The organism is Geomicrobium sp. JCM 19038 (assembly GCF_000698125.1).
Lineage (GTDB): Bacteria > Bacillota > Bacilli > Bacillales > Marinococcaceae > Geomicrobium_A.
On the sequence record NZ_BAXA01000009.1, the window covers coordinates 85,422 to 105,722 of the forward strand.

Consider the following 20,301-nt stretch of genomic DNA (forward strand, 5'->3'; position numbering starts at 1 on the left):
GGTATGACACTTCTATATGAAGGTAAAGCGAAACAATTATTCACAACGGAGAATGAAAATGAACTCCGTTTGCAATATAAAAATGATGCAACGGCATTCAATGGGGTAAAACACGATATCGTTGAAGGGAAAGGAAGGCTGAACAACGAAATATCAGCACTCTTCTTCCCATTGCTCGAAGAGGCTGGGATTCCAACTCATTTCATTAAACGTCTTAGTGAAACAGAGCAACTTGTGACACCGACGACAATTATCCCGTTAGAAGTAGTGGTCAGAAATATTGCAGCAGGAAGCCTCGCCAAGCGTCTCGGCTGGGAAGAGGGGATCGGATTACAACGATCCATTGTTGAGTTTTACTACAAAGATGATGCTCTTGGTGACCCACTTGTCACTGAGGAGCACATCGCCCTCCTTGAAGCTGCAACTGTCGAACAATTGGAAGAAATGAAGCGTTTAGCTCTCTTAACGAATGAAGCGCTCCTTTCAATCTGTGAATCTGCGAATTTGTTGCTCGTAGATTTTAAGTTGGAGTTTGGGATGACAAAAGATTGTGAATTAATTCTTGCAGATGAAGTCTCTCCAGACACGTGTCGCTTTTGGGATCGAGACACTTTGCAAAAATTAGATAAAGATTTGTACCGCTTTGAACTCGGTTCACTTACAGCAGGGTATGAGACAATATTAGAGCGCATTGGAGGCGTTGTTCATGGTTAACGTGCACGTATACATCACACTTAAAGAAGGCGTATTGGATCCTCAAGGAAAAGCAGTCGAACATTCGTTAACAGCACTTGGATACGAAGGTGTAGAAGAAGTTAGCGTAGGGAAATGGATTCAACTTAAAGTAGAAGATGGAGAAGGATTAGATGCACGAATTACAGCGATGTGTGAACAACTTTTAGCCAATCCAGTCATTGAGAACTATAGCTACAAAGTGGAGCGGGAGGCGACGGTATGAGAGCCGCAGTCATCGTTTTTCCGGGTTCGAACTGCGACACTGACATGTTTCATGCAGTAAAGGATTTTACGGAAGCAGAAGTGGTTGAATTCGTGCCACATACTGCAAAAAGTGTAGCCGCATATGACGCGATTTTTATCCCTGGTGGCTTTTCTTACGGTGATTACCTTCGTACAGGAGCGATTGCACGATTTGCACCTGTTATGAAAAGCGTAAGTGAGGAAGCGGCAAAGGGGAAGACGATTGTAGGTGTGTGCAACGGTTTTCAGATTCTTCAAGAAGCGGGCTTACTTCCTGGGGCGATGAAGCGAAACAAAGATCTGAAGTTCATTTGCCGAACGGTTGATCTGAAAGTCGAGAACAATAAGACGCGTTTCACGTCAAGTTATAACGAAGGTGACGTGCTTCGCATTCCTGTTGCCCATGGTGAAGGAAACTTTGAATGTGATGAGAAGACGTACAATCAGTTGCAACAAAAGGGACAGATTGTATTCACATACGTGGATGATGTGAATGGCTCAAAAGGTCAAATAGCAGGCGTTCAGAACGAAGCAGGTAACGTTCTCGGCATGATGCCTCATCCTGAGCGAGCGATGGAAGCTTGGCTTGGCAGTGAAGATGGACGGAATTTGTTTACGAGTGTTTATCGCAATTGGAGGGAATCGAATGTTGTTACAAATTGAACCATCACCAGCAAAGATTAACCAAGAGAAAATCTATCAAGAGATGGGCGTTAAAGATCATGAGTACGAAAGAATTATCGAGTTAATTGGACGTGAGCCAAACTATACAGAGATTGGCATGTTCAGCGTACTCTGGTCAGAACATTGTAGCTACAAACATTCCAAACCATTACTTCGTCAATTTCCTGTCGACGGTCCTCACGTATTACAAGGCCCGGGAGAAGGCGCAGGTGTCGTTGACATTGGGGATGAGCAAGCAGTCGTCTTCAAAGTTGAAAGTCATAACCACCCGTCAGCAGTAGAGCCATATCAGGGGGCAGCTACTGGTGTAGGTGGAATTTTGCGTGACGTGTTTTCAATGGGCGCGCGTCCCATTGCGCTACTTAACTCGCTCCGTTTCGGTCCACTAGACACACCTCGTGTACGTTATTTGTTTGAAGAAGTTGTCGCTGGGATTGCGGGTTACGGCAATTGTGTAGGCGTACCTACTGTCGGTGGTGAAGTTCAATTTGACCGCTCTTATGACGGGAACCCTCTCGTGAATGCGATGTGCGTTGGACTCATTGACCACAAGAATTTACAAAAAGGAGTAGCCGCAGGTGTTGGGAACACGGTCATGTACGTCGGTGCAAGCACGGGACGTGACGGTATTCACGGTGCTACCTTCGCGTCAGAAGAACTTAATGAAGAATCACAAGCGAAACGACCGTCTGTTCAAGTTGGAGATCCATTCACAGAAAAGCGTGTCTTAGAAGCTTGCTTGGAGCTCGTTCAATTAGACTCTCTTGTTGGAATTCAAGATATGGGTGCAGCAGGTCTGACGAGTTCATCAGCAGAGATGGCGAGTAAAGCCGGATCTGGTATTAACATGAACTTAAATCACGTACCACAACGAGAGAAGAACATGACACCATACGAAATGATGTTGTCTGAATCCCAAGAGCGTATGCTCCTTGTCGTCAAGAAGGGACACGAGTCAGAAATCGAAGCAATTTGTGAAAAGTGGGACCTAGACTATGCTTCAATCGGTGAAGTAACGGATGACCGTAACTTAACGCTTTATTTTGACGGTGAAGTTGTTGCGGATGTTCCAGTCACAGCACTCACTGACGATGCTCCAGTCTATGAAGTAACTTCAACGGAACCACAGTCTTTTAAAGAGAATCAAGCGAAGCAGTGGCAACCAGATACGGTTACGGACTATAACGAGACGCTTCGTGAATTGTTAAGGCGGCCTACAATTGCATCCAAAGAATGGGTATACGATCAATACGATCATATGGTCCAAACGAATACCGTTGTTGTTCCAGGTTCGGACGCTGCCGTTCTACGCATTCGTGGGACGAAAAAAGCACTTGCCATGACAATGGACGGCAACAGTCGTTACATTAAGCTAGACCCTGAAAATGGTGGGAAACTTGCTGTAGCGGAAGCGGCAAGAAACATCGTCTGTTCAGGTGCAAAGCCACTCGCACTGACTGATTGCTTAAATTACGGTAGTCCAGAGCAACCGAACATTTACTGGCAAATGAAAGAATCGACAAAAGGCATGAGTGAGGCTTGTCGCACCCTTTCTACCCCAGTCATTAGTGGAAACGTTCGTTGTACAACGAAACATCTGGGGAAGCCATTTACCCAACGCCAATTATCGGAATGGTCGGTCTAGTTGAAGACACAGACCACATTACGACGCAACAAGCCAAAGCTGCGGGTGACGTGGTGTATGTTCTTGGTGAAGGTTCTGAACACTTTGGTGGAAGTGAACTTCAGCTTTTGCAAGACGACGACTTGTCTGGCATTGTACCGAAGATTGATCTAGCGCTTGAAGGCAAGCGTCAAGAACAAGTGTTAATTGCGATTCAAGCAGGCGTCGTTCAATCTGCTCACGATTTAGCAGAAGGTGGATTGGCTGTTGCACTTGCAGAGAAAGTAATGGGAACAGAACTCGGTTTGAAAGTGACACTGTCAAAAGACGCAAAAACGCTGTTCTCAGAAGCACCTTCTCGCTATGTGTTTACAGTAAAAGCAACAGACGCTAAGCAATTTGAAGCGTTGATCCCAGAAGCTGTCGCTGTTGGTACGGTTACAGCTGACCAACACGTCACGATTGAAGATGAAAACGGGCAGCCATTTGTAAACGAGTCGACAGAAGAACTAACTCGCATTTGGAAGGGAGCCATCCCATGTTTGCTGAAATCAAAGGCTTAAATGAAGAGTGTGGATTGTTCGCGATTTGGGGACACAATGAAGCCGCTCAACTGGCTTACTATGGTCTTCACAGTCTGCAACATCGTGGTCAAGAAGGCGCGGGCATCGTGACGAGTGATAAAGAACAACTGTATGCACATAAAGGAGTCGGATTACTCACAGAGGCGTTTGGACCTGGAGACATTGAAGGGTTAAAAGGCAACCATGCGATCGGTCACGTTCGGTATGCAACAGCAGGTGGAGGCGGAATTGAAAACGTTCAGCCGCTCCACTTTCGTTCCGAAGACGGTGGCATGGCCATCGCTCATAATGGTAACCTCGTAAACTATCAAATACTAAAAGGTGACCTTGAGCGTAAAGGCAGTATCTTTCAGACAACAACGGATACTGAAGTGTTGGCGCACCTTCTTAAACGCCAGAGCTCTACGAAACTTCGTAAGCAGTTGCACGCAGCACTACCGCAACTTATTGGTGCCTATGCATTTGCGGTAATGACTGAAACAGAGCTTATTGTTGCTCAAGATCCACACGGCTTGCGCCCGCTTTCACTCGGTCGCCTCGGGGACGCGTACGTCGTTGCTTCTGAAACGTGTGCGTTTGATATTATCGGTGCGACATATGAACGAGAAGTCGCTCCGGGTGAAATGATTATTTTCGATGAAAGTGGCATGCACTCATCACGTTTCACTGAAGCGGAAGACCGAGCGCTATGTAGCATGGAGTACGTATACTTTGCTCGTCCGGATTCGAACTTAGACGAAATCAACGTCCACACAGCAAGAAAGCAACTCGGAAAGCAATTGGCAGTAGAAGCGCCAATTGAAGCAGACGTTGTTACAGGTGTTCCTGATTCTTCGATTTCAGCGGCAATTGGTTACGCTGAAAAAACTGGGATTCCGTATGAGCTCGGCTTAATTAAAAACCGTTATGTTGGTCGTACGTTTATTCAACCGTCTCAAGAGCTTCGAGAGCAAGGTGTGAAAATGAAGTTATCTGCCGTGCGCGGTGTCGTTGAAGGAAAACGGGTCGTGATGGTCGATGATTCAATCGTTCGCGGTACGACGAGTAAACGAATTGTTCGCCTTTTAAAAGAGGCAGGAGCTAAGGAAGTACATGTACGTATTAGCGCTCCACCAATTATTCGTCCTTGTTTTTACGGTATTGATACGTCTAGTCGTGGTGAACTTGTTGCGGCGAACTTAAGCATTGAAGAAATGCGTGAAATGATGGGAGCAGACTCATTAAGCTTCTTATCCGTAGAAGGATTAAAGTCTGGCATAGGCCGAGACGAGTCACAACCAAACTGTGGTCAATGTTTAGCTTGTTTTACCGATCAATATCCAACTGCAATTTTCAACACGAAAAAAGAACTTGTCACCGTAGGCATGGATTAGGGGGAATTGCGTTGAGCGAAGCATACAAGCAAGCCGGTGTCGATGTAGAGGCCGGTTATGAATCTGTGAAACGGATGAAAAAGCATATTACACGTACAGAGCGACAAGGAATTATGGGAACGTTTGGCGGTTTTGGTGGCATGTTCGACCTCTCACAATTAGAGATGAACGAACCTGTTCTCGTTTCAGGTACAGATGGTGTCGGAACGAAACTTATGCTTGCGTTCCAAGCAGATCGTCACGATACAATTGGAATTGATGCGGTTGCCATGTGTGTAAACGATATTTTAGCTCAAGGTGCGGAACCGTTGTATTTCCTAGATTACATTGCAACTGGCAAAGCAGATCCTGACCGCATTGAACAAATTGTAAAAGGAATTAGTGACGGCTGTGTAGAAGCAGGAAGTGCACTTATCGGTGGGGAAACCGCAGAAATGCCAGGGATGTATGCAGAAGATGAATATGATCTTGCTGGGTTTGCTGTAGGTGCTGTTGAAAAGGCGAGAATCGTTACGAATGAGAATGTTCAAGAAGGAGATCTTCTAATTGCCATCCCGTCTTCGGGCGTTCATAGTAACGGCTTTTCTCTCGTACGAAAACTCGTGAATGACGGTGAACTTAATTACGATTCGGTCTACGAACCATTTAAGCGTTCGCTCATTGAAGAACTACTCACACCTACTCGTATTTATGTCAAAGATGTTTTGCCACTCTTAAAGGAAACCGATGCTGTAAAAGGAATGGCTCACATCACTGGTGGAGGTTTGTATGAGAACATTCCACGTATGTTGCCGGATGGCCTTGGTGCAACGGTAGATCCATCAACGTGGCATCGACTTCCAATCTTTGCGTTCTTGCAACAACTTGGACAGTTGTCAGATCGTGATATGTATGGAACGTTTAATATGGGCATCGGTTTTGTGCTTGCAGTGCGACCTGTAGATGAAGCAACAGTGATTGAGCGCATCGACGGATCCGTGACAATTGGAAAAGTAACAACCAACAACGGTCTTACGGTTAAGGGAGTGACGTCGTGAGGTTCGCCATATTTGCATCGGGTTCTGGAAGCAATGCAGCACGCATTCTTCAAGCGGTACAAAGCGGTGACTTAGAAGGTGTACCACAATTTGTTTTTAGTGATCGTAAAGGTGCCGGTGTTCTTTTTAAAGCAGAGCAATACAACGTTACGGCGTATCAATTTTCTCCAAAAGAGTATGAATCCAAGGAAGAGTATGAAGAAGCTTTACTTAAGCTTCTAAAAGAACATCGTGTGGAATGGGTTGTACTTGCAGGGTATATGAGGTTGATTGGCGATGTGCTACTTCGTCATTATGAAGGAAGAATGGTCAATATTCATCCATCATTGCTACCAAGTTATCCTGGACTTGATGCAATCGGTCAAGCGATTGATGACGGAGCAACGAAAAGTGGAGTAACCATTCATTATGTTGATCGTGGAATGGACACAGGACCAATTATTGCTCAACAATCACTTTCCATTGAACGAGGAGAAACGAAGGAACAACTCACAACGCGCATTCAGCAACTTGAACATCAACTGTATCCAAAAACGCTACAAAGGGTTTTTAAGGAAGGAGAAGCATACCAATGAAACGCGCAATCATTTCAGTAAGTGATAAAACAGGAGTCGCTTCATTTGCTAAGCAACTGATTGAACTCGGGTTTGAGATTATCTCAACAGGAGGTACAAAGAAGGCGTTGCAAGATGCTGGAATCGACGTAATTGGCATTTCAAACGTCACAGATTTCCCTGAAATTCTTGAAGGTCGTGTGAAGACATTGCACCCAGCCATTCACGGTGGACTTCTTGCAAAACAAAGTGATCAGAACCATATGAAAGCTCTTGAAGAACAAGGAATCTCTCCAATTCACCTCGTTGTCGTTAATTTGTATCCATTTAAAGAAACAATAAAAAAGAATGGTACAACATTTGAAGATGCAATTGAAAACATTGATATTGGTGGTCCTGCGATGTTACGCGCATCAGCCAAAAACCATGAAAGTGTTACGGTTGTAACAGACCCAACTGATTACGACGTTGTTCTTGAAGAGCTTTCAAAAGGAGAAGTGAGCGGCACGACGAGACGTCGTCTCGCAGCGAAAGTGTTCCGTCATACCGCAAGCTATGATGCGTTGATTGCTGAATACTTAACGAAAGAAAGTAATGAGAAATACCCGGAAAGCTTAACGCTTACATATGAACGTAAACAAACGCTTCGCTACGGGGAAAACCCTCATCAAGAAGCAGCGTTCTATGAGACGGCACTTCCAGCTAGTCCATCTCTTGCAAATGCCGAACAACTTCATGGGAAAGAACTTTCGTATAACAATATTAATGACGCAGATGCAGCGCTTGCACTCGTATCCGAGTTCAAAGATACAGTTGCAGCAGTTGCTGTCAAGCATACAAACCCTTGTGGTGTAGGGATCGCTGACACGCTTGAAGGCGCATTTAATGAAGCGTATGAAGCAGATCCTGTATCGATTTTCGGAGGAATTGTCGCTGTAAATGAAACGATCGATAAAGCGACCGCTACAAAGTTGGCAGACATATTCTTAGAAGTGATTATTGCTCCAGACTATAGCGAAGATGCTCTCGCAATTTTAAAGAAGAAAAAGAACATCCGTCTCTTAAAAGTGAACAATACGACGAAGAAAAACGACGTTCAAACGATCACATCAGTTCAAGGCGGCTTACTCGTTCAAGACGAAGACCGTTCTGGCTTAAATGAGGCAACGGTAGAAGTTGTAACAGAACGTAAGCCAACTGAAGATGAGTGGAAAAGCTTGAAACTCTCTTGGAGCGTTGTAAAACATGTGAAATCAAACGCCATTGTACTCGTGAACGGAAACCGTACTGTTGGCGTTGGCGCAGGACAAATGAACCGTGTTGGCGCTTGTGATATCGCTGTTAAGCAAGCAGGAGAATTAGCAAAAGGCAGTGCACTCGCATCAGACGCATTTTTCCCGATGAAAGATACGGTTGAAAAAGCAGCTGAAGCAGGTATAAAAGTTATCATTCAACCTGGCGGTTCCATCCGTGATGAAGAGTCGATTCAAGCTGCTAATGAAGCAGGTATTGCAATGGTTTTCACTGGTATGCGCCACTTTAGACACGCTAGGAGGAATGATGATGAACGTTTTAGTTGTAGGTAACGGTGGTCGCGAGCATGTCCTTGCTTGGAAACTTGCACAAAGTAAGCGCGTAGAAACGGTCTACGTTGCACCAGGAAATCCTGGTATGGAAGACGTTGCAACGTGTTTAGACGTGGATATTGCAAATCACGATGAGCTAATCCAAAACGCAAAAGAACTCAACGTAGAACTTACCGTAATCGGGCCGGAAGCACCGCTTGCTGCAGGGGTTGTTGATGCGTTCACGGAAGCTGGATTAGCCGTGTTCGGACCAAGTAAAAAAGCAGCACTAATCGAGGGTAGCAAAGCGTTTGCCAAAGATTTGATGAAACAGTACAACATCCCAACTGCGAACTATGAAGTGTTTACTGACTTTGAAGAAGCACTTCACTATACAAAAACACAAGGCGCACCAATCGTCGTAAAGGCAGACGGTCTTGCTGCGGGTAAAGGTGTAACGGTTGCCGTGACTCTAGACGAAGCGGAGTTAGCTCTTCGCGACATTTTACTTGATGATGCATTTGGCACTGGCGCTAAAGTCGTGTTAGAAGAGTATCTTGAAGGTGAGGAACTGTCGATCTTAGCACTTGTTAATGGTGACACTGTCGTTCCACTTGCAGAGTCTCAAGACCATAAGCGAGCGTTTGATGCTGATCAAGGCCCTAACACAGGTGGGATGGGAGCTTATTCTCCGGTACCACACATTGATCGTAGTGACATTTCTAAAGCGATTGAGACGATCGTAAAGCCAACCGCACAAGCGATGATTAAAGAAGGGACACCATTTACTGGCGTTTTATATGCAGGACTAATGATGACCGCAGAAGGTCCGAAAACAATCGAGTTCAACGCTCGATTTGGAGATCCAGAAGCACAAGTTGTTCTGTCACGCATGGAAAGCGACCTTGTTGATGTCATTCAAGCGGTATTAAACGACGAAGAACCAGCGGTCCATTGGTTAGAAGAAGCCGTTGTTGGTGTTGTACTTGCAGCAGACGGTTATCCGAGTAGCTATATGAAAGGACTACCTGTGCCAAAGCGAACGAGCGGAGAGGTGTTCTACGCAGGAGTTGAAAGAGGTTCCAAGGGGCTTACGAGTAGTGGAGGTCGTGTGTATATTGCCATGGGCAAAGGTTCATCATTGAAAGAAGCACAAGCAAACGCCTACGAAAATGTAGATTCGTTAGATACATCAGGCTATCATTACCGAACCGATATTGCATACCGAGCGCTATAATGATCGTGAAGAAACCACCCTTTTGAGGGTGGTTTCTTCGTAGGTTTTCTTTAGAAATATTAGAGTGAAGTACTTACCAATAACTAAGCGGCTGTTGTGGCTACGCGACAAGGTAGGTGTCTCTAGCACCAGAGCGGTCGCTTCTAGCACCAAGGTGGGTATCTCTAGCACCGCTGTAAACACGTTCTAACACAAAAATGCTAAGTTATGGTCCATAGACTTCTAAAAGCAAGAAATCATGAAAATCATTTATCGCTCATAATAAATTCTACCTTGTCACCACGGTAGTTCAACTGTTTACATCGTAAATCGAAGCTCGTTCGATAGGTTTAAATTTATAATTAGCGGGAACACCCTTTGTACAATCAAAGGGAGTGAAGCAATCATGTTTAAACACGAAAACAAGTTGTTTATTAACGGTGAATGGATTGACTCAACAAATGATGAAACAATTAACGTAATTAACCCTGCGACTGAAGAAGTAATCGGTACAATTTCAGCGAGTACTAGCGAAGATTTAGATAAAGCTGTGCAAGCAGCGCGCGATGCTTTACCCGCATTTTCTAGAACGATTAAAAAAGAACGTATTGATTTATTAAATCGAATCGCAGATGAATATGAGAAGCGCAAAGATGAGTTTATTGATGTGATGACACTAGAACTTGGTGCGCCACGGACAATCTCTGAAAACGTTCATTATGAAATGGGACTCGCTCATTTTCGAACGGTCGCAAAAGCATTAGAAGACTATTCGTTTGAAGAAGAGCGTGGAGGTCATACGGTCGTTAAGGAATCAGTCGGTGTTAGCGGATTGATTACACCTTGGAATTTCCCGACGAACCAGACGTCAACGAAGATTGCTGGGGCAATTGCAGCGGGAAGTACGATTGTTTTAAAGCCATCAGAAGAAACTCCGTATGCAGCGATTATGCTTGCAGAAATTATTGAAAAGGCAGGAGCACCAAAAGGTGTCTTTAACCTCGTAAATGGAACAGGTGATACGATCGGTGATGGCATTAGTTCTCACCCTGACATCGATTTCGTGTCGTTTACCGGTTCTGGATCAGTAGGAACGAAAGTAATGGAAAATGCATCACAAACGATTAAGAATGTCGCACTTGAACTCGGCGGAAAATCTCCACTCTTCGTTTTGAAAGATGCCGACCTTCAAAAAGCAGCAAAGTCCGCCGCTCAACACATGATGCTCAATAGTGGACAAGTTTGTTCGGCTGGAACGCGAGTTCTCGTTCCAAAAGAAATGCAATCAGACTTTGAAACGGCGTTAGTCAAAGCGTTAGATAAGTTTAAGATGGGTGATCCACAAGATACAGCCAACTTTACTGGACCTCTTATTTCTAAGAAACAATATGATACGGTTCAGTCTTATATCAAGAAAGGTCAAGAAGAAGGTGCTCGCCTCGTAGAAGGTGGGGAAGGAAAGCCTGAAGGCCTTGAAAAAGGCTATTATGTGAAACCGACGATCTTCTCAGATGTATCAAATGATATGGTTATTGCCCGTGAAGAAATCTTTGGCCCTGTAACGGCGATTATTACGTATGAAGACATTGAAGAGGGTCTTCAAATTGCTAACGATACTCCGTATGGCTTAGCAGGTTATGTAATTGGAGAAGACGAGAAGTCATTGAAATATGTTGCAAGCAACATCCGTGCCGGACAAATTACAGTAAATGATGCCATAACGGATCATCTAGCGCCATTTGGCGGTTTCAAGCAATCTGGAATTGGTCGTGAGTGGGGAGACTTTGGTATTGAAGAGTATCTAGAAGAAAAAGCAATTATGGGAGTGTAAATGAACAACCGAAGGTCATCCCTTCGGTTGTTTCTAAGCGAGGTGAAAAAGTGGAGCGACACGTCGTTTTCTATGATGCTACGTGTACACTATGCCAAGGGCTAAAACGAATGATGAAGAAGTTGGATTGCAATCAAAACGTCGATTGGTACCCTGTTCAAGAAGTTAGTAATAAGACGAAAAGGCTGGCAGCGCAATTTAAGGATATGGAAAAAGAAATTTACTTGTTAAGTAATGCGAAGACTGTGTATATCGGGTATAATGCCATTCGAAAGCTTTTGATTACAATACCGGTTACAAGGCCAATTGGAATCGTTTTATATGTACCTGGTACGCGTCTCATAGGGCAACCGGTTTACCGATTTGTTTCAAACAGGCGCCATCGTTGGTTCAAAACACTGCCTTACAAATAAGCATAATAAAAAGTGCCCCGAAAGGGACACCTAATTATTGAACGTCTAGCCATTCGTCAACCGTTTCACGATTGTCGTCGATCCATTTTTGAGCAGCTTCTTCTTCTCCCATACCCTCTTCAGAGATGTAGAGCATGACTTCGTTCATATCATCTGTTGTCCAATAGAAGTTATCAAGAATTTGGAAAGCGACTGGGTCGTCTTCTTCTAAGCCTTCGCGTACGATTGTACGAATTTCACCGTCTTCTTGGAAGATTCCTTTTGGATCTTCAAGAAACTTTAAATCGTGCGTATTAAATTTCCAGTGTGGTTGCCAAGCAGTGACAACAATCGGTTCTTCATTTGCAATATGTGTTGCTAGTTCTTGAGTCATTGCAGCGTCGAAGCTTGTCTGTACGGTTACATCATCAATGCCGTATTCTTCTAGAGCTTCTTCAGTTGTTGATACGACCCCAGCACCTGCATCGATACCAGTAATTTGACTTACGACAGAACCATCAAGTTCTTCAATTGAATCGATGTCCATGTACGTTGGTACTGCAAGACCCGTTTGAGCGTTTTCAAGATTCGGTCCAAGATCAACGACATCATCGCCAAATTGTTCATAGTCGTATTTCATATCATCTGGTAACCAACCTGCAACGTGAGCGTCTGCGTCACCAGAAGCAACACTTGCCCACATGACTCCTTGCTCGACCGTCGTAATGGTCGTGTCGTAACCCGCTTCTTCTAGGACGAGTTTCATTACGTTATTTGATGCAACTTCAGAATCCCACGTTACGTATACGAGTTCAAGCTCGCCACCTTCTGTAGCCGATTCGGTTGTTTCCCCTTCTTCGGTTGCGCCGGCATCATCATTTGCGGCCTCTTCATCTCCATTCCCGCAAGCTGCGAGCATGACTGCGCTGATCCCTAATAAAGAATGCTTCCAATACTTCATAAACTCTCTCCTTCAAAGAATTTCGTTTGTTTAATATTATTTAAATGTTGTTTATAGGTTATCATAAATATTGGTGAAGTCAAACAATAAGGTATTTGTCACAAAACGTAAACTTGCAAAGAAGAAAACTCAAAGCTATACTAGTTTTGAAAATGTTTTATATGTTTTAAACAAAAGGGGTGCTAGCGATGTCTGATCATTCAGCAGCTCAAGAAGAACTAGAACAAATTCATGCTCTTATTAAAAACGGTATTGCCGATACAATGGATATATACGGAGTGAATCGCTCTGTAGGCCAACTTTATGCAACGCTGTATCTAAGTGATGAACCGATGACACTCGATCAATTAAGAGACGAACTTGGCATGAGTAAAGGTAGCATGAGCCTAGGTGTAAGAAAACTTCTTGAAGAAAAGATTATTCATAGAGTCTATCGAAAAGGCGAACGTAAAGACCTGTATCAAGCAGAGCAAGATTTTTTCCAGTTCTTTATCTCTTTCTTTACCCGTCGTTGGGAAAGGGAAAAGAACGTGAACTTGTATGCTGTTAAGCAGGCACAGCCACGTTATCAAGCATTAATGGAAGACCCAGACACACCAGAAGATGTTCGTGAAGAAGCAGAACGTCACTTTAATAAGATCAACGACTCAATGCAATATTATCGTTTTCTTGATATTCTCGTTGAAGAATTTGAAGAAGGCGACTTGGCTCAAAAGCTTCTTGAGCGTCATAACAAAAGACAAGCATCTGAATCGTAACGCATAAAGAGCGAGTACCTATAGAGGGACTCGTTCTTTTTATATTGTGCTTACGGCTAGGAATGCCCTCAGACTGCCAATCTTATAAATTATAATCATTTCCTTTGACAGTTATTTTGAACGGTGGTAAATTATTATACATAGAACGTTTAATATATATTAAATGAATTGAAGGAGAGTGAGTTCCTTGGAATTAAAAATGTACATTAATGGCGAATGGACCGAATCGGTGCATGGCGCAACGAGGGACATTATTAATCCGTTTAATCAAGAAGTGATTGCAACGGCTACAGAAGGAACACGTGAAGATACAGAGAAAGCAATTCGTGCTGCACGAGTAGCATTTGATAAAGGAAGTTGGAGTACGACACCAGCGAGTGATCGTGGCAAGATTGTCGGTCACATCGGTCGTCTAATTAGAGAGAATGCGTTGGAACTAGCACGGCTAGAGACACTTGATACAGGAAAGACGCTTGAAGAGAGTAAGGGAGATATGGAAGACATTGCGAATGTCTTTGAATTCTTTAGTGGACTGGCCGACAAAGATGGCGGCGAAGTCATTGAAAGTCCAATTCCTGATTCGACGAGCAAGGTTGTACGCGAACCTATTGGTGTATGTGGTCAAATTACACCATGGAATTATCCATTGCTCCAAGCAGCGTGGAAGCTTGCTCCAGCGTTAGCAGCAGGGAATACACTCGTTATGAAACCAAGTGAAATTACTCCGCTAACAACGGTTCGTGTCTTTGAACTGTTTGAAGAAGCAGGGGTACCAAAAGGTGTTGCCAACCTCGTTCTTGGAACAGGTCAAGAAGTAGGAGCGCCACTATCAGAAAGTCATGACGTTGACCTAGTGTCCTTTACAGGAGGAATTGAAACAGGAAAAACGATTATGAAATCAGCAAGTGATAACGTAAAGAAAATCGCGTTAGAGCTCGGTGGTAAGAACCCGAACATCGTGTTTGCAGATGCAGACTTTGACACAGCAGTGGATCAAGCGTTGAACGCAGCCTTTTTCCACGGAGGTCAAGTGTGTTCAGCAGGATCACGCTTATTAATAGAAGAATCATTGCACGATCAATTTGTTGAAGAGTTAATTAAGCGTGCGAGTCACATTACGCTTGGAAATGGATTTGATGAGTCAACAGAGTCAGGTCCATTAATCTCAAAAGAACACCGTGAAAAAGTGGAAGGCTACATTGAAGTAGGTGTGAACGAAGATGCAACGCTCGCTCTGGGTGGAAAGCGTCCAGAAGGTGAAGCACTTCAGAATGGATTCTTCTTTGAGCCGACTATTTTCACAAATTGTACGTCTGAAATGAGAATCGTCCAAGAAGAAATCTTCGGTCCTGTCATTACAGTCGAGACATTTACAACGACTGAAGAAGCCATTGAAAAAGCAAATGATACAATTTACGGTCTTGCTGGTGCAGTCTTTACAAACGACATCGATCGTGGTGAAGAAGTAGCCGAGCGCCTTCGAATGGGTACGGTCTGGATTAACGATTTCCACCCATACTTTGCACAAGCCCCTTGGGGTGGTTACAAGCAATCAGGGTTTGGTCGTGAATTAGGAAAGATTGGACTCGAGGAATATACCGAAGTCAAACACATTTTTAGAAATAAAAAACCGGCAGCCGTTAACTGGTTCCAGTCATAATAAAGGAGAGATTATAGATGAGTATGCACATGAAAGTAGAAGCGATGTTAGGGTATCACACGTTTGAAGTACCAACAGCAATTAAGCACGGAATCGATTCAATTCAATATTTAGGAGAAGAAGTAAAGAACCTTGGTTCTACAAAAGTAATGCTCGTTACTGACCCTGGTATTTACAATGCAGGCGTAACTAAGCCGGTTGAAGAAAGCTTGAAAAGCGCAGGCGTTGAAGTGGCAGTCTTTAACAAAGTTGAGCCAAACCCTCCAACAAGATTGATTGCTGAAGGATCGAAGTTTTATGAAGAAAACGGTTGTAATGGTTTAGTCGCAGTCGGCGGTGGTTCATCGATGGATACGGCTAAAGCAGTTGGTGTTGAGGTAACACATGAAGGATCAGTACTTGATTATGAAGCAGCTGAAGGAAAGAAACCTTTGGAAAACCGCGTTCCACCACTTGCAACAATTCCTACAACAGCAGGTACAGGTTCAGAGGTTACACAGTGGGCAGTCATTACGGATGAAAAGCGCGAGTACAAGTTCAATACTGGTGGTCCTTTAATCGCTGCACACGTAACGATTATTGACCCGAAACTTCACGTTTCTATGCCTCCACACGTAACAGCAATGACGGGGATTGACGCTATTGCGCACGCAGTAGAATGTTACACAATGAAGTATGCACAACCAGTTACGGATGCCGTAGCACTTCTTGCGATTGAATATGCAGCAACGTATATCCGTCGCGCATTTTCCGATGGTGAAGACCTTGAAGCTCGTTACGGAATGGCTCAAGCAGCGATGCTTGCTGGACTTTCTTATGGTAGTGAATCAGCCGGTGCGGCACACGCAATGAGTCAATCACTCGGTGGAATCGTTCCAGTTGCACACGGTCAATGTGTGGCTGCAATGATGGGACCTGTGATGGAGTATAACTGGAAAGGTGCACCTGGACGCTTTGCTCGTATTGCACAAGCATTTGGTATTAACACAGCGGACATGACGACAGAAGAAGCTGCCAAAGCTGCTGTGAACTACATGTACGAGCTCGTTGAGGAGCTTGAAGTGCCAACACTTGAGGAACAAGGTGTTGACCCAAGCCAAGTTGAGCGTTGGGCAAAAGCTGCAATGGATGACCCGCAAACTGTAGGGAATCCAAGAGACTTGACGATCCCAGCGTATGAGTGGATCTACAACCGTTGCTTTAACCGCGTAGAAAAAACGGTATAATAAATAGTAGGAACCAGACACTTGCGAGTGTCTGGTTTTCTTGGTTTAAAGCAGACAATTTCGGGCGTGGAATTGTAAAATGGCATAAAGCCTAATAATAATCTCATTTTTTTACAATAAAAAGAATTTCTTCCTAAATGTTTAAGGATATACTACGAGGGAACTAGTCCTTTGTATTACTTAACATCACAGGAGGATTTACATCATGAAAAAATTCGGTATGGCAGCATTAACAGCAGTAGTTGCAACAGGACTTGTAGCATGTGGAGATACAACAGATGATGAAGGACAAGATACAGTAGAAGTACCTGCAGAAGAAGAAATAGATACAGATGATCTAGAAACAGATGAAGACGATACAGACATGATGATGACACAACAGAAGACACAGATTCACAAGAAGCTGCTGCTGAAGACTGGTTTGAAGAGCTTAGCTTCGAGCAATTTGAATTAGACGTTGAATATGGTGAACAAACATTTATGGTTGATTACGACTACAATGATGGTGAGCCTCAAGCAGTCATCGAAGACAACCGTTATGATGAAGCTGGAGAGATTCAAGGCGAAGAAGCACTTGATGAACTCGCAACAATTCTTCCTGAAATGAACATTGACGACCAAGCTACTGAAGAAGAATTAATTGAAGAAGCGATTATGGCCTTCGAACTTGACGAAGATTATGATGAGATCGAAGTTGAAGTCGAATTCTTTAACGACGCTGACATCGATGCAGATGATGAAGACGAAGACGAGAATAACCTATAAGTAAGTGCATAGTATTTACCGTCTGTTCCTATGGAACGGGCGGTTTTTTTATGTGAGAAAAACTTTTTTGCAAACTAAACGAACAAAATGCCGATGCTAAACGTAGTAGTTATGAACAGCTCGAGAGGAGAGGTGAAAATGAATGATCTGAAAAAGGCGAAGAAGGGCGATGAAGCAGCTCTTGCGCGCGTGCTCCTTCACGAATACGACTTCGTTTTTCATTATTTACTCAAGCTCACCCTCCATCCGTCGATGGCGGAAGACTTGACGCAAGATACAATGGTAAAAGCCATCGAACGGTTTGCTCAATACAATGCCAAAAAGGCAAAGCTGTCTACGTGGCTCATTCAAATTGGAACAAATCTTTGGCGTGATGAATTACGAAAAGAGAAAAGAAAGCAACAATACCAAAGTCTACAGCAACTTGAATGGGAAATGCGACATGAACCAACAACAGAGTGGATTGCCGTCATAGCGGAACTAGAGAAATTAAAACCAGAGGAACGCATTCCCGTTATACTAAAACATTATTATGGATATGGATACGATGAGATCGCATCCATTATAGGTGCACCTTCAGGAACGGTGAAATCGAGACTTCATAGCGGGATGAATCGATTAAGAAAGGAGCTCACACATGAATGAACAACGATTCAAACTTGACTTAAAGCAATTGGATCAACTCGAACCTAAGAACAAGCCATCACAAATTGAAATGATGCTTACGATTCAAGCGACGAGAAAAAGGCAGCGGAACGAACTAATCTTCTTTTTCGTTGTTGCATTCATCGTTGTGGCGAGCACTGTCCTTCTTATGGTAAAAGCTCCGGTCTGGTTTATTCTGCTTCAAGCAGTAGTGATGGTGATGGCTTTGGTTGGCTTCCTTTCAAGAAGGAAGGTGTACAGTCGTGCATTATAACTTAAATGAGTTGCCATATTGGTTGTTGATCGTGATCTTTGTACTGTTATTTGCACAAGCCACCTTTTTATTTATTCATGCAAGACGAAACGGACGGATGCATTGGTTCTGGGGGATCTGGGGAATGATTAGCGCCCCAATGCCTATTATCATTTACCTTATCTATATAAAAGTATTTATCCCTTACCGACAGAGGAGGAATAGCAATGCCTGATTTATTTATGCTCGTTTTACCATTGATTATTATTGAATTTATATTAAAGATCATTGCGTTTATTGATTTGTATCGCCGCGAATCAACATCGTTACCGAAGTGGCTGTGGGCGCTTATTATATTATTCGTTAATACGATCGGTCCGATTCTTTACCTCGTGTTAGGAAAGCAACGGAGGCAGATCACATGATTGCTATGAGTAAGATTAGTAAACGTATCGCAAATAAGAGCATTGTTCAGGATGTGAGTTTCTCTTTAAAAACTAACCAAATTACAGCATTGCTCGGAAAAAACGGTGCAGGCAAAACGACGATCTTGCACCTGCTTGCAGGCATTATGAGTCCGAGTGATGGAAAGATTACAGTGCGAGAACGTACAAAGATCGGATTCTTGCCCCAATATCCCGTTTTTCCAGATTGGATGACAGCTTCGGAATACGTTGTGTATAGCGCACAGCTATCCGGATTGTCCAAGCAACGAGCAGTGGAGAAAGCCAGTAATTTTTTAGATATCGTCGGGCTGGAAAAAGCAAAAGGTGAATCAATTTCAAAATTTTCAGGCGGAATGAAACAGCGACTCGGTATAGCTCAGGCTGTCGTTCATGAGCCGCAAGTGTTGTTGCTCGACGAGCCAATGAGTGCGCTTGACCCTGAAGGAAGAAGTGATGTACAAACGTTATTACAAAAGTTTAAAGAAACGATGACGATTCTTTATTCAACCCACATTTTACACGATGCAGAGCAGCTAGCTGAAGACGTCTTAATGTTGCAAGATGGCAACGTTATTGCGCATCAACCGTTGCAGGAACTTCTAGGAAATCTCCCTTCACAAGGGGTTATTATCGAAACGAGCAAGTCCCTTGAGACGTGGGCACAGCATTTTAATCAACAATTTCCGAGCGCAACGATTGAAGCAGACGCAATATTGCCAGAGTGGAAGGTAAAGACGCAGAACGTATCGTTGTCCAAAGTCTACTAGATCACCAACTTGAACTCGTTCGTTTTCAAAAAGACCGACCAACCTTAGATTCCTATTTTAAGGAGGTCACAAGCCGATGAAACTAGTAATGATCATCAAAAAAGAGTGTTTAGAGACGTTCAGAAGTCATCGCTGGCTTTGGTTACCTGTATTCTTTCTGCTTCTAGGATTAATGCAACCACTTACGTCGTATTTTCTCTCGGACATTCTTGAACAATTCGGAGGATTGCCAGAAGGGGCAGTCATAGAAATCCCTGCACCATCGGCTGAAGAAGTGTACGGTGCAACGCTTGGACAGTTCACGCAATTAGGGACGATCGTTCTCGTACTCGCCTTCATGGGAAGCATTAGCGAAGAACGACGGAGCGGTGAAGTGAAGATGTTGTTACTCCGACCGGTCAGTTATGCATCGTATTGGTTCGGGAAATTTATCGTAAATTCAACTGTCATGACAGTCAGCTTTTTACTCGGAATTGGAATCGCACTCTTTTACATTCAACTATTGTTTGAGCCGATTCTCATGCCAGCGTTGTTCGGCTCGCTTGCGATGTATTGGCTTTGGATGTTGTTCATCATTGCTGTAACGACCACCTTTAGCACACTTATTAAACGACAAACTGTCGTGGCAGTTTGTTCGCTTATTGTTGTCTTTGGCATGCAGATGTTTGCTTCCATGTTTACATCAATTGCATCCTGGACCCCAGGTGCGTTGCCAAATCTTGCCGTTGCAATGGCAACAGAAGAGATTGTGCTCCCGATTGCAAGCACAATCTTGAGTATCATTCTCGTCGCTTGGATGAGCGTACTTTATATGAAAAAGACAGATTGGCTTTACTAGTAAAAGAGACTTGTCCATAGGGCAGGTCTTTTATTGTGCGATAAGTTCAAGAGCAAGAGCGTGGAACAAGAGAGCGGGAGCGCGGAACGAGACTCACTCAAAGCCTCCTCCCCACACGAAAAAAGGAGAAAGCCACTGACCTTC

22 protein-coding genes and 1 pseudogene are annotated in these 20,301 nt (G+C 43.8%); 22 read left to right on the forward strand and 1 reads right to left on the reverse strand.

Going from position 1 to position 20,301, the window contains the following annotated elements; translation table 11 throughout:
- Positions 1-3: 3 nt before the first annotated feature.
- The 11 genes and pseudogenes from purC to JCM19038_RS12525 all read left to right on the forward strand — a co-directional run bounded on the left by purC (position 4) and on the right by JCM19038_RS12525 (position 11,859).
- Positions 4-714, forward strand: a complete 711-nt coding sequence (gene purC / locus JCM19038_RS12475; protein WP_042418447.1) for a phosphoribosylaminoimidazolesuccinocarboxamide synthase — start codon at positions 4-6, stop codon at positions 712-714.
- The gene (gene purS / locus JCM19038_RS12480) at positions 707-958 is read left to right on the forward strand and encodes a phosphoribosylformylglycinamidine synthase subunit PurS (RefSeq protein WP_042418450.1); all 252 of its coding nucleotides are present in this window, start codon (positions 707-709) and stop codon (positions 956-958) included. Before purC ends, purS begins: the two co-directional genes overlap by 8 nt.
- Positions 955-1,641 carry a phosphoribosylformylglycinamidine synthase subunit PurQ gene (purQ, locus tag JCM19038_RS12485; protein WP_042418453.1) on the forward strand — a complete coding sequence of 229 codons (687 nt, stop codon included), beginning with the start codon at positions 955-957 and terminating at the stop codon, positions 1,639-1,641. Before purS ends, purQ begins: the two co-directional genes overlap by 4 nt.
- Positions 1,625-3,849: pseudogene (purL, locus tag JCM19038_RS12490) on the forward strand (phosphoribosylformylglycinamidine synthase subunit PurL). Before purQ ends, purL begins: the two are co-directional and overlap by 17 nt.
- Positions 3,825-5,243 carry an amidophosphoribosyltransferase gene (gene purF, locus JCM19038_RS12495; protein ID WP_042418456.1) on the forward strand — a complete coding sequence of 473 codons (1,419 nt, stop codon included), beginning with the start codon at positions 3,825-3,827 and terminating at the stop codon, positions 5,241-5,243. Before purL ends, purF begins: the two are co-directional and overlap by 25 nt.
- A gap of 11 nt (positions 5,244-5,254) precedes the next feature.
- A complete protein-coding gene (gene purM / locus JCM19038_RS12500) occupies positions 5,255-6,280 on the forward strand; it encodes a phosphoribosylformylglycinamidine cyclo-ligase (RefSeq protein ID WP_042418459.1) in 1,026 nt (341 codons plus the stop codon).
- Positions 6,277-6,855 carry a phosphoribosylglycinamide formyltransferase gene (purN, locus tag JCM19038_RS12505; RefSeq protein ID WP_042418462.1) on the forward strand — a complete coding sequence of 193 codons (579 nt, stop codon included), beginning with the start codon at positions 6,277-6,279 and terminating at the stop codon, positions 6,853-6,855. The genes purM and purN overlap by 4 nt, the downstream gene beginning before the upstream one ends.
- A complete protein-coding gene (gene purH, locus JCM19038_RS12510; protein ID WP_042418465.1) occupies positions 6,852-8,420 on the forward strand; it encodes a bifunctional phosphoribosylaminoimidazolecarboxamide formyltransferase/IMP cyclohydrolase in 1,569 nt (522 codons plus the stop codon). Before purN ends, purH begins: the two co-directional genes overlap by 4 nt.
- Positions 8,398-9,636: a phosphoribosylamine--glycine ligase gene (gene purD / locus JCM19038_RS12515; RefSeq protein WP_042418467.1), complete on the forward strand. Its 1,239-nt coding sequence runs from the start codon at positions 8,398-8,400 to the stop codon at positions 9,634-9,636. The genes purH and purD overlap by 23 nt, the downstream gene beginning before the upstream one ends.
- A gap of 385 nt (positions 9,637-10,021) precedes the next feature.
- Positions 10,022-11,446 (forward strand): aldehyde dehydrogenase family protein, encoded by a 1,425-nt coding sequence (locus JCM19038_RS12520; protein ID WP_042418471.1) that lies wholly within the window; start codon positions 10,022-10,024, stop codon positions 11,444-11,446.
- Positions 11,447-11,496: 50 nt separating this feature from the next.
- Positions 11,497-11,859 (forward strand): thiol-disulfide oxidoreductase DCC family protein, encoded by a 363-nt coding sequence (locus JCM19038_RS12525; RefSeq protein ID WP_042418473.1) that lies wholly within the window; start codon positions 11,497-11,499, stop codon positions 11,857-11,859.
- Positions 11,860-11,893: 34 nt separating this feature from the next.
- Here JCM19038_RS12525 and JCM19038_RS12530 read toward each other — a convergent pair whose 3' ends face one another.
- On the reverse strand, positions 11,894-12,799 hold the full coding sequence (locus JCM19038_RS12530; protein WP_042418476.1) for a glycine betaine ABC transporter substrate-binding protein: 906 nt from the start codon (positions 12,797-12,799) through the stop codon (positions 11,894-11,896).
- Positions 12,800-12,987: 188 nt separating this feature from the next.
- Between JCM19038_RS12530 and JCM19038_RS12535 the strand changes: the two genes are divergently transcribed.
- The 11 genes from JCM19038_RS12535 to JCM19038_RS12585 all read left to right on the forward strand — a co-directional run bounded on the left by JCM19038_RS12535 (position 12,988) and on the right by JCM19038_RS12585 (position 20,157).
- Complete coding sequence (locus JCM19038_RS12535; protein WP_042418481.1) at positions 12,988-13,557, forward strand: GbsR/MarR family transcriptional regulator; 570 nt, start codon at positions 12,988-12,990, stop codon at positions 13,555-13,557.
- Between the two features lie 187 nt (positions 13,558-13,744).
- Positions 13,745-15,217 carry a betaine-aldehyde dehydrogenase gene (gene betB, locus JCM19038_RS12540; protein WP_152549431.1) on the forward strand — a complete coding sequence of 491 codons (1,473 nt, stop codon included), beginning with the start codon at positions 13,745-13,747 and terminating at the stop codon, positions 15,215-15,217.
- Positions 15,218-15,234: 17 nt separating this feature from the next.
- Positions 15,235-16,443 carry an iron-containing alcohol dehydrogenase gene (locus tag JCM19038_RS12545; RefSeq protein ID WP_042418484.1) on the forward strand — a complete coding sequence of 403 codons (1,209 nt, stop codon included), beginning with the start codon at positions 15,235-15,237 and terminating at the stop codon, positions 16,441-16,443.
- Positions 16,444-16,648: 205 nt separating this feature from the next.
- Complete coding sequence (locus JCM19038_RS12550; RefSeq protein ID WP_042418486.1) at positions 16,649-16,897, forward strand: hypothetical protein; 249 nt, start codon at positions 16,649-16,651, stop codon at positions 16,895-16,897.
- Between the two features lie 26 nt (positions 16,898-16,923).
- Entirely contained in the window at positions 16,924-17,208 is a 285-nt protein-coding gene (locus tag JCM19038_RS12555) for a YusW family protein (protein ID WP_052361587.1), read from the forward strand.
- Positions 17,209-17,346: 138 nt separating this feature from the next.
- Positions 17,347-17,853, forward strand: a complete 507-nt coding sequence (locus JCM19038_RS12560) for a sigma-70 family RNA polymerase sigma factor (RefSeq protein ID WP_042418488.1) — start codon at positions 17,347-17,349, stop codon at positions 17,851-17,853.
- Positions 17,846-18,127, forward strand: coding sequence for a DUF5345 family protein (locus JCM19038_RS12565; protein ID WP_042418490.1), 282 nt, complete (start codon positions 17,846-17,848; stop codon positions 18,125-18,127). The genes JCM19038_RS12560 and JCM19038_RS12565 overlap by 8 nt, the downstream gene beginning before the upstream one ends.
- Positions 18,117-18,341 (forward strand): hypothetical protein, encoded by a 225-nt coding sequence (locus JCM19038_RS12570; protein ID WP_042418493.1) that lies wholly within the window; start codon positions 18,117-18,119, stop codon positions 18,339-18,341. The genes JCM19038_RS12565 and JCM19038_RS12570 overlap by 11 nt, the downstream gene beginning before the upstream one ends.
- Positions 18,334-18,531, forward strand: coding sequence for a PLD nuclease N-terminal domain-containing protein (locus tag JCM19038_RS12575; protein WP_042418496.1), 198 nt, complete (start codon positions 18,334-18,336; stop codon positions 18,529-18,531). Before JCM19038_RS12570 ends, JCM19038_RS12575 begins: the two co-directional genes overlap by 8 nt.
- The gene (locus JCM19038_RS12580; RefSeq protein ID WP_042418499.1) at positions 18,528-19,319 is read left to right on the forward strand and encodes an ABC transporter ATP-binding protein; all 792 of its coding nucleotides are present in this window, start codon (positions 18,528-18,530) and stop codon (positions 19,317-19,319) included. Before JCM19038_RS12575 ends, JCM19038_RS12580 begins: the two co-directional genes overlap by 4 nt.
- Positions 19,320-19,395: 76 nt before the next feature.
- Entirely contained in the window at positions 19,396-20,157 is a 762-nt protein-coding gene (locus tag JCM19038_RS12585; RefSeq protein ID WP_052361588.1) for an ABC transporter permease, read from the forward strand.
- Positions 20,158-20,301 lie beyond the last annotated feature (144 nt).

Excerpts from the sequence above, each read along its gene's own strand:
- JCM19038_RS12565 (WP_042418490.1), top strand. The coding sequence starts at position 17,846 with ATGAATGAACAACGATTCAAACTTGACTTAAAGCAATTGGATCAACTC.
- JCM19038_RS12575 (WP_042418496.1), top strand. The coding sequence starts at position 18,334 with ATGCCTGATTTATTTATGCTCGTTTTACCATTGATTATTATTGAATTT.
- purH (WP_042418465.1), top strand. The coding sequence starts at position 6,852 with ATGAAACGCGCAATCATTTCAGTAAGTGATAAAACAGGAGTCGCTTCA.
- purQ (WP_042418453.1), top strand. The coding sequence starts at position 955 with ATGAGAGCCGCAGTCATCGTTTTTCCGGGTTCGAACTGCGACACTGAC.
- JCM19038_RS12520 (WP_042418471.1), top strand. The coding sequence starts at position 10,022 with ATGTTTAAACACGAAAACAAGTTGTTTATTAACGGTGAATGGATTGAC.
- purD (WP_042418467.1), top strand. The coding sequence starts at position 8,398 with ATGAACGTTTTAGTTGTAGGTAACGGTGGTCGCGAGCATGTCCTTGCT.
- purS (WP_042418450.1), top strand. The coding sequence starts at position 707 with ATGGTTAACGTGCACGTATACATCACACTTAAAGAAGGCGTATTGGAT.
- JCM19038_RS12535 (WP_042418481.1), top strand. The coding sequence starts at position 12,988 with ATGTCTGATCATTCAGCAGCTCAAGAAGAACTAGAACAAATTCATGCT.
- purF (WP_042418456.1), top strand. The coding sequence starts at position 3,825 with ATGTTTGCTGAAATCAAAGGCTTAAATGAAGAGTGTGGATTGTTCGCG.
- JCM19038_RS12550 (WP_042418486.1), top strand. The coding sequence starts at position 16,649 with ATGAAAAAATTCGGTATGGCAGCATTAACAGCAGTAGTTGCAACAGGA.
- JCM19038_RS12580 (WP_042418499.1), top strand. The coding sequence starts at position 18,528 with ATGATTGCTATGAGTAAGATTAGTAAACGTATCGCAAATAAGAGCATT.
- JCM19038_RS12585 (WP_052361588.1), top strand. The coding sequence starts at position 19,396 with ATGAAACTAGTAATGATCATCAAAAAAGAGTGTTTAGAGACGTTCAGA.
- purC (WP_042418447.1), top strand. The coding sequence starts at position 4 with ATGACACTTCTATATGAAGGTAAAGCGAAACAATTATTCACAACGGAG.
- JCM19038_RS12545 (WP_042418484.1), top strand. The coding sequence starts at position 15,235 with ATGAGTATGCACATGAAAGTAGAAGCGATGTTAGGGTATCACACGTTT.
- JCM19038_RS12560 (WP_042418488.1), top strand. The coding sequence starts at position 17,347 with ATGAATGATCTGAAAAAGGCGAAGAAGGGCGATGAAGCAGCTCTTGCG.
- JCM19038_RS12530 (WP_042418476.1), bottom strand. The coding sequence starts at position 12,799 with ATGAAGTATTGGAAGCATTCTTTATTAGGGATCAGCGCAGTCATGCTC.
- JCM19038_RS12555 (WP_052361587.1), top strand. The coding sequence starts at position 16,924 with ATGGTTGATTACGACTACAATGATGGTGAGCCTCAAGCAGTCATCGAA.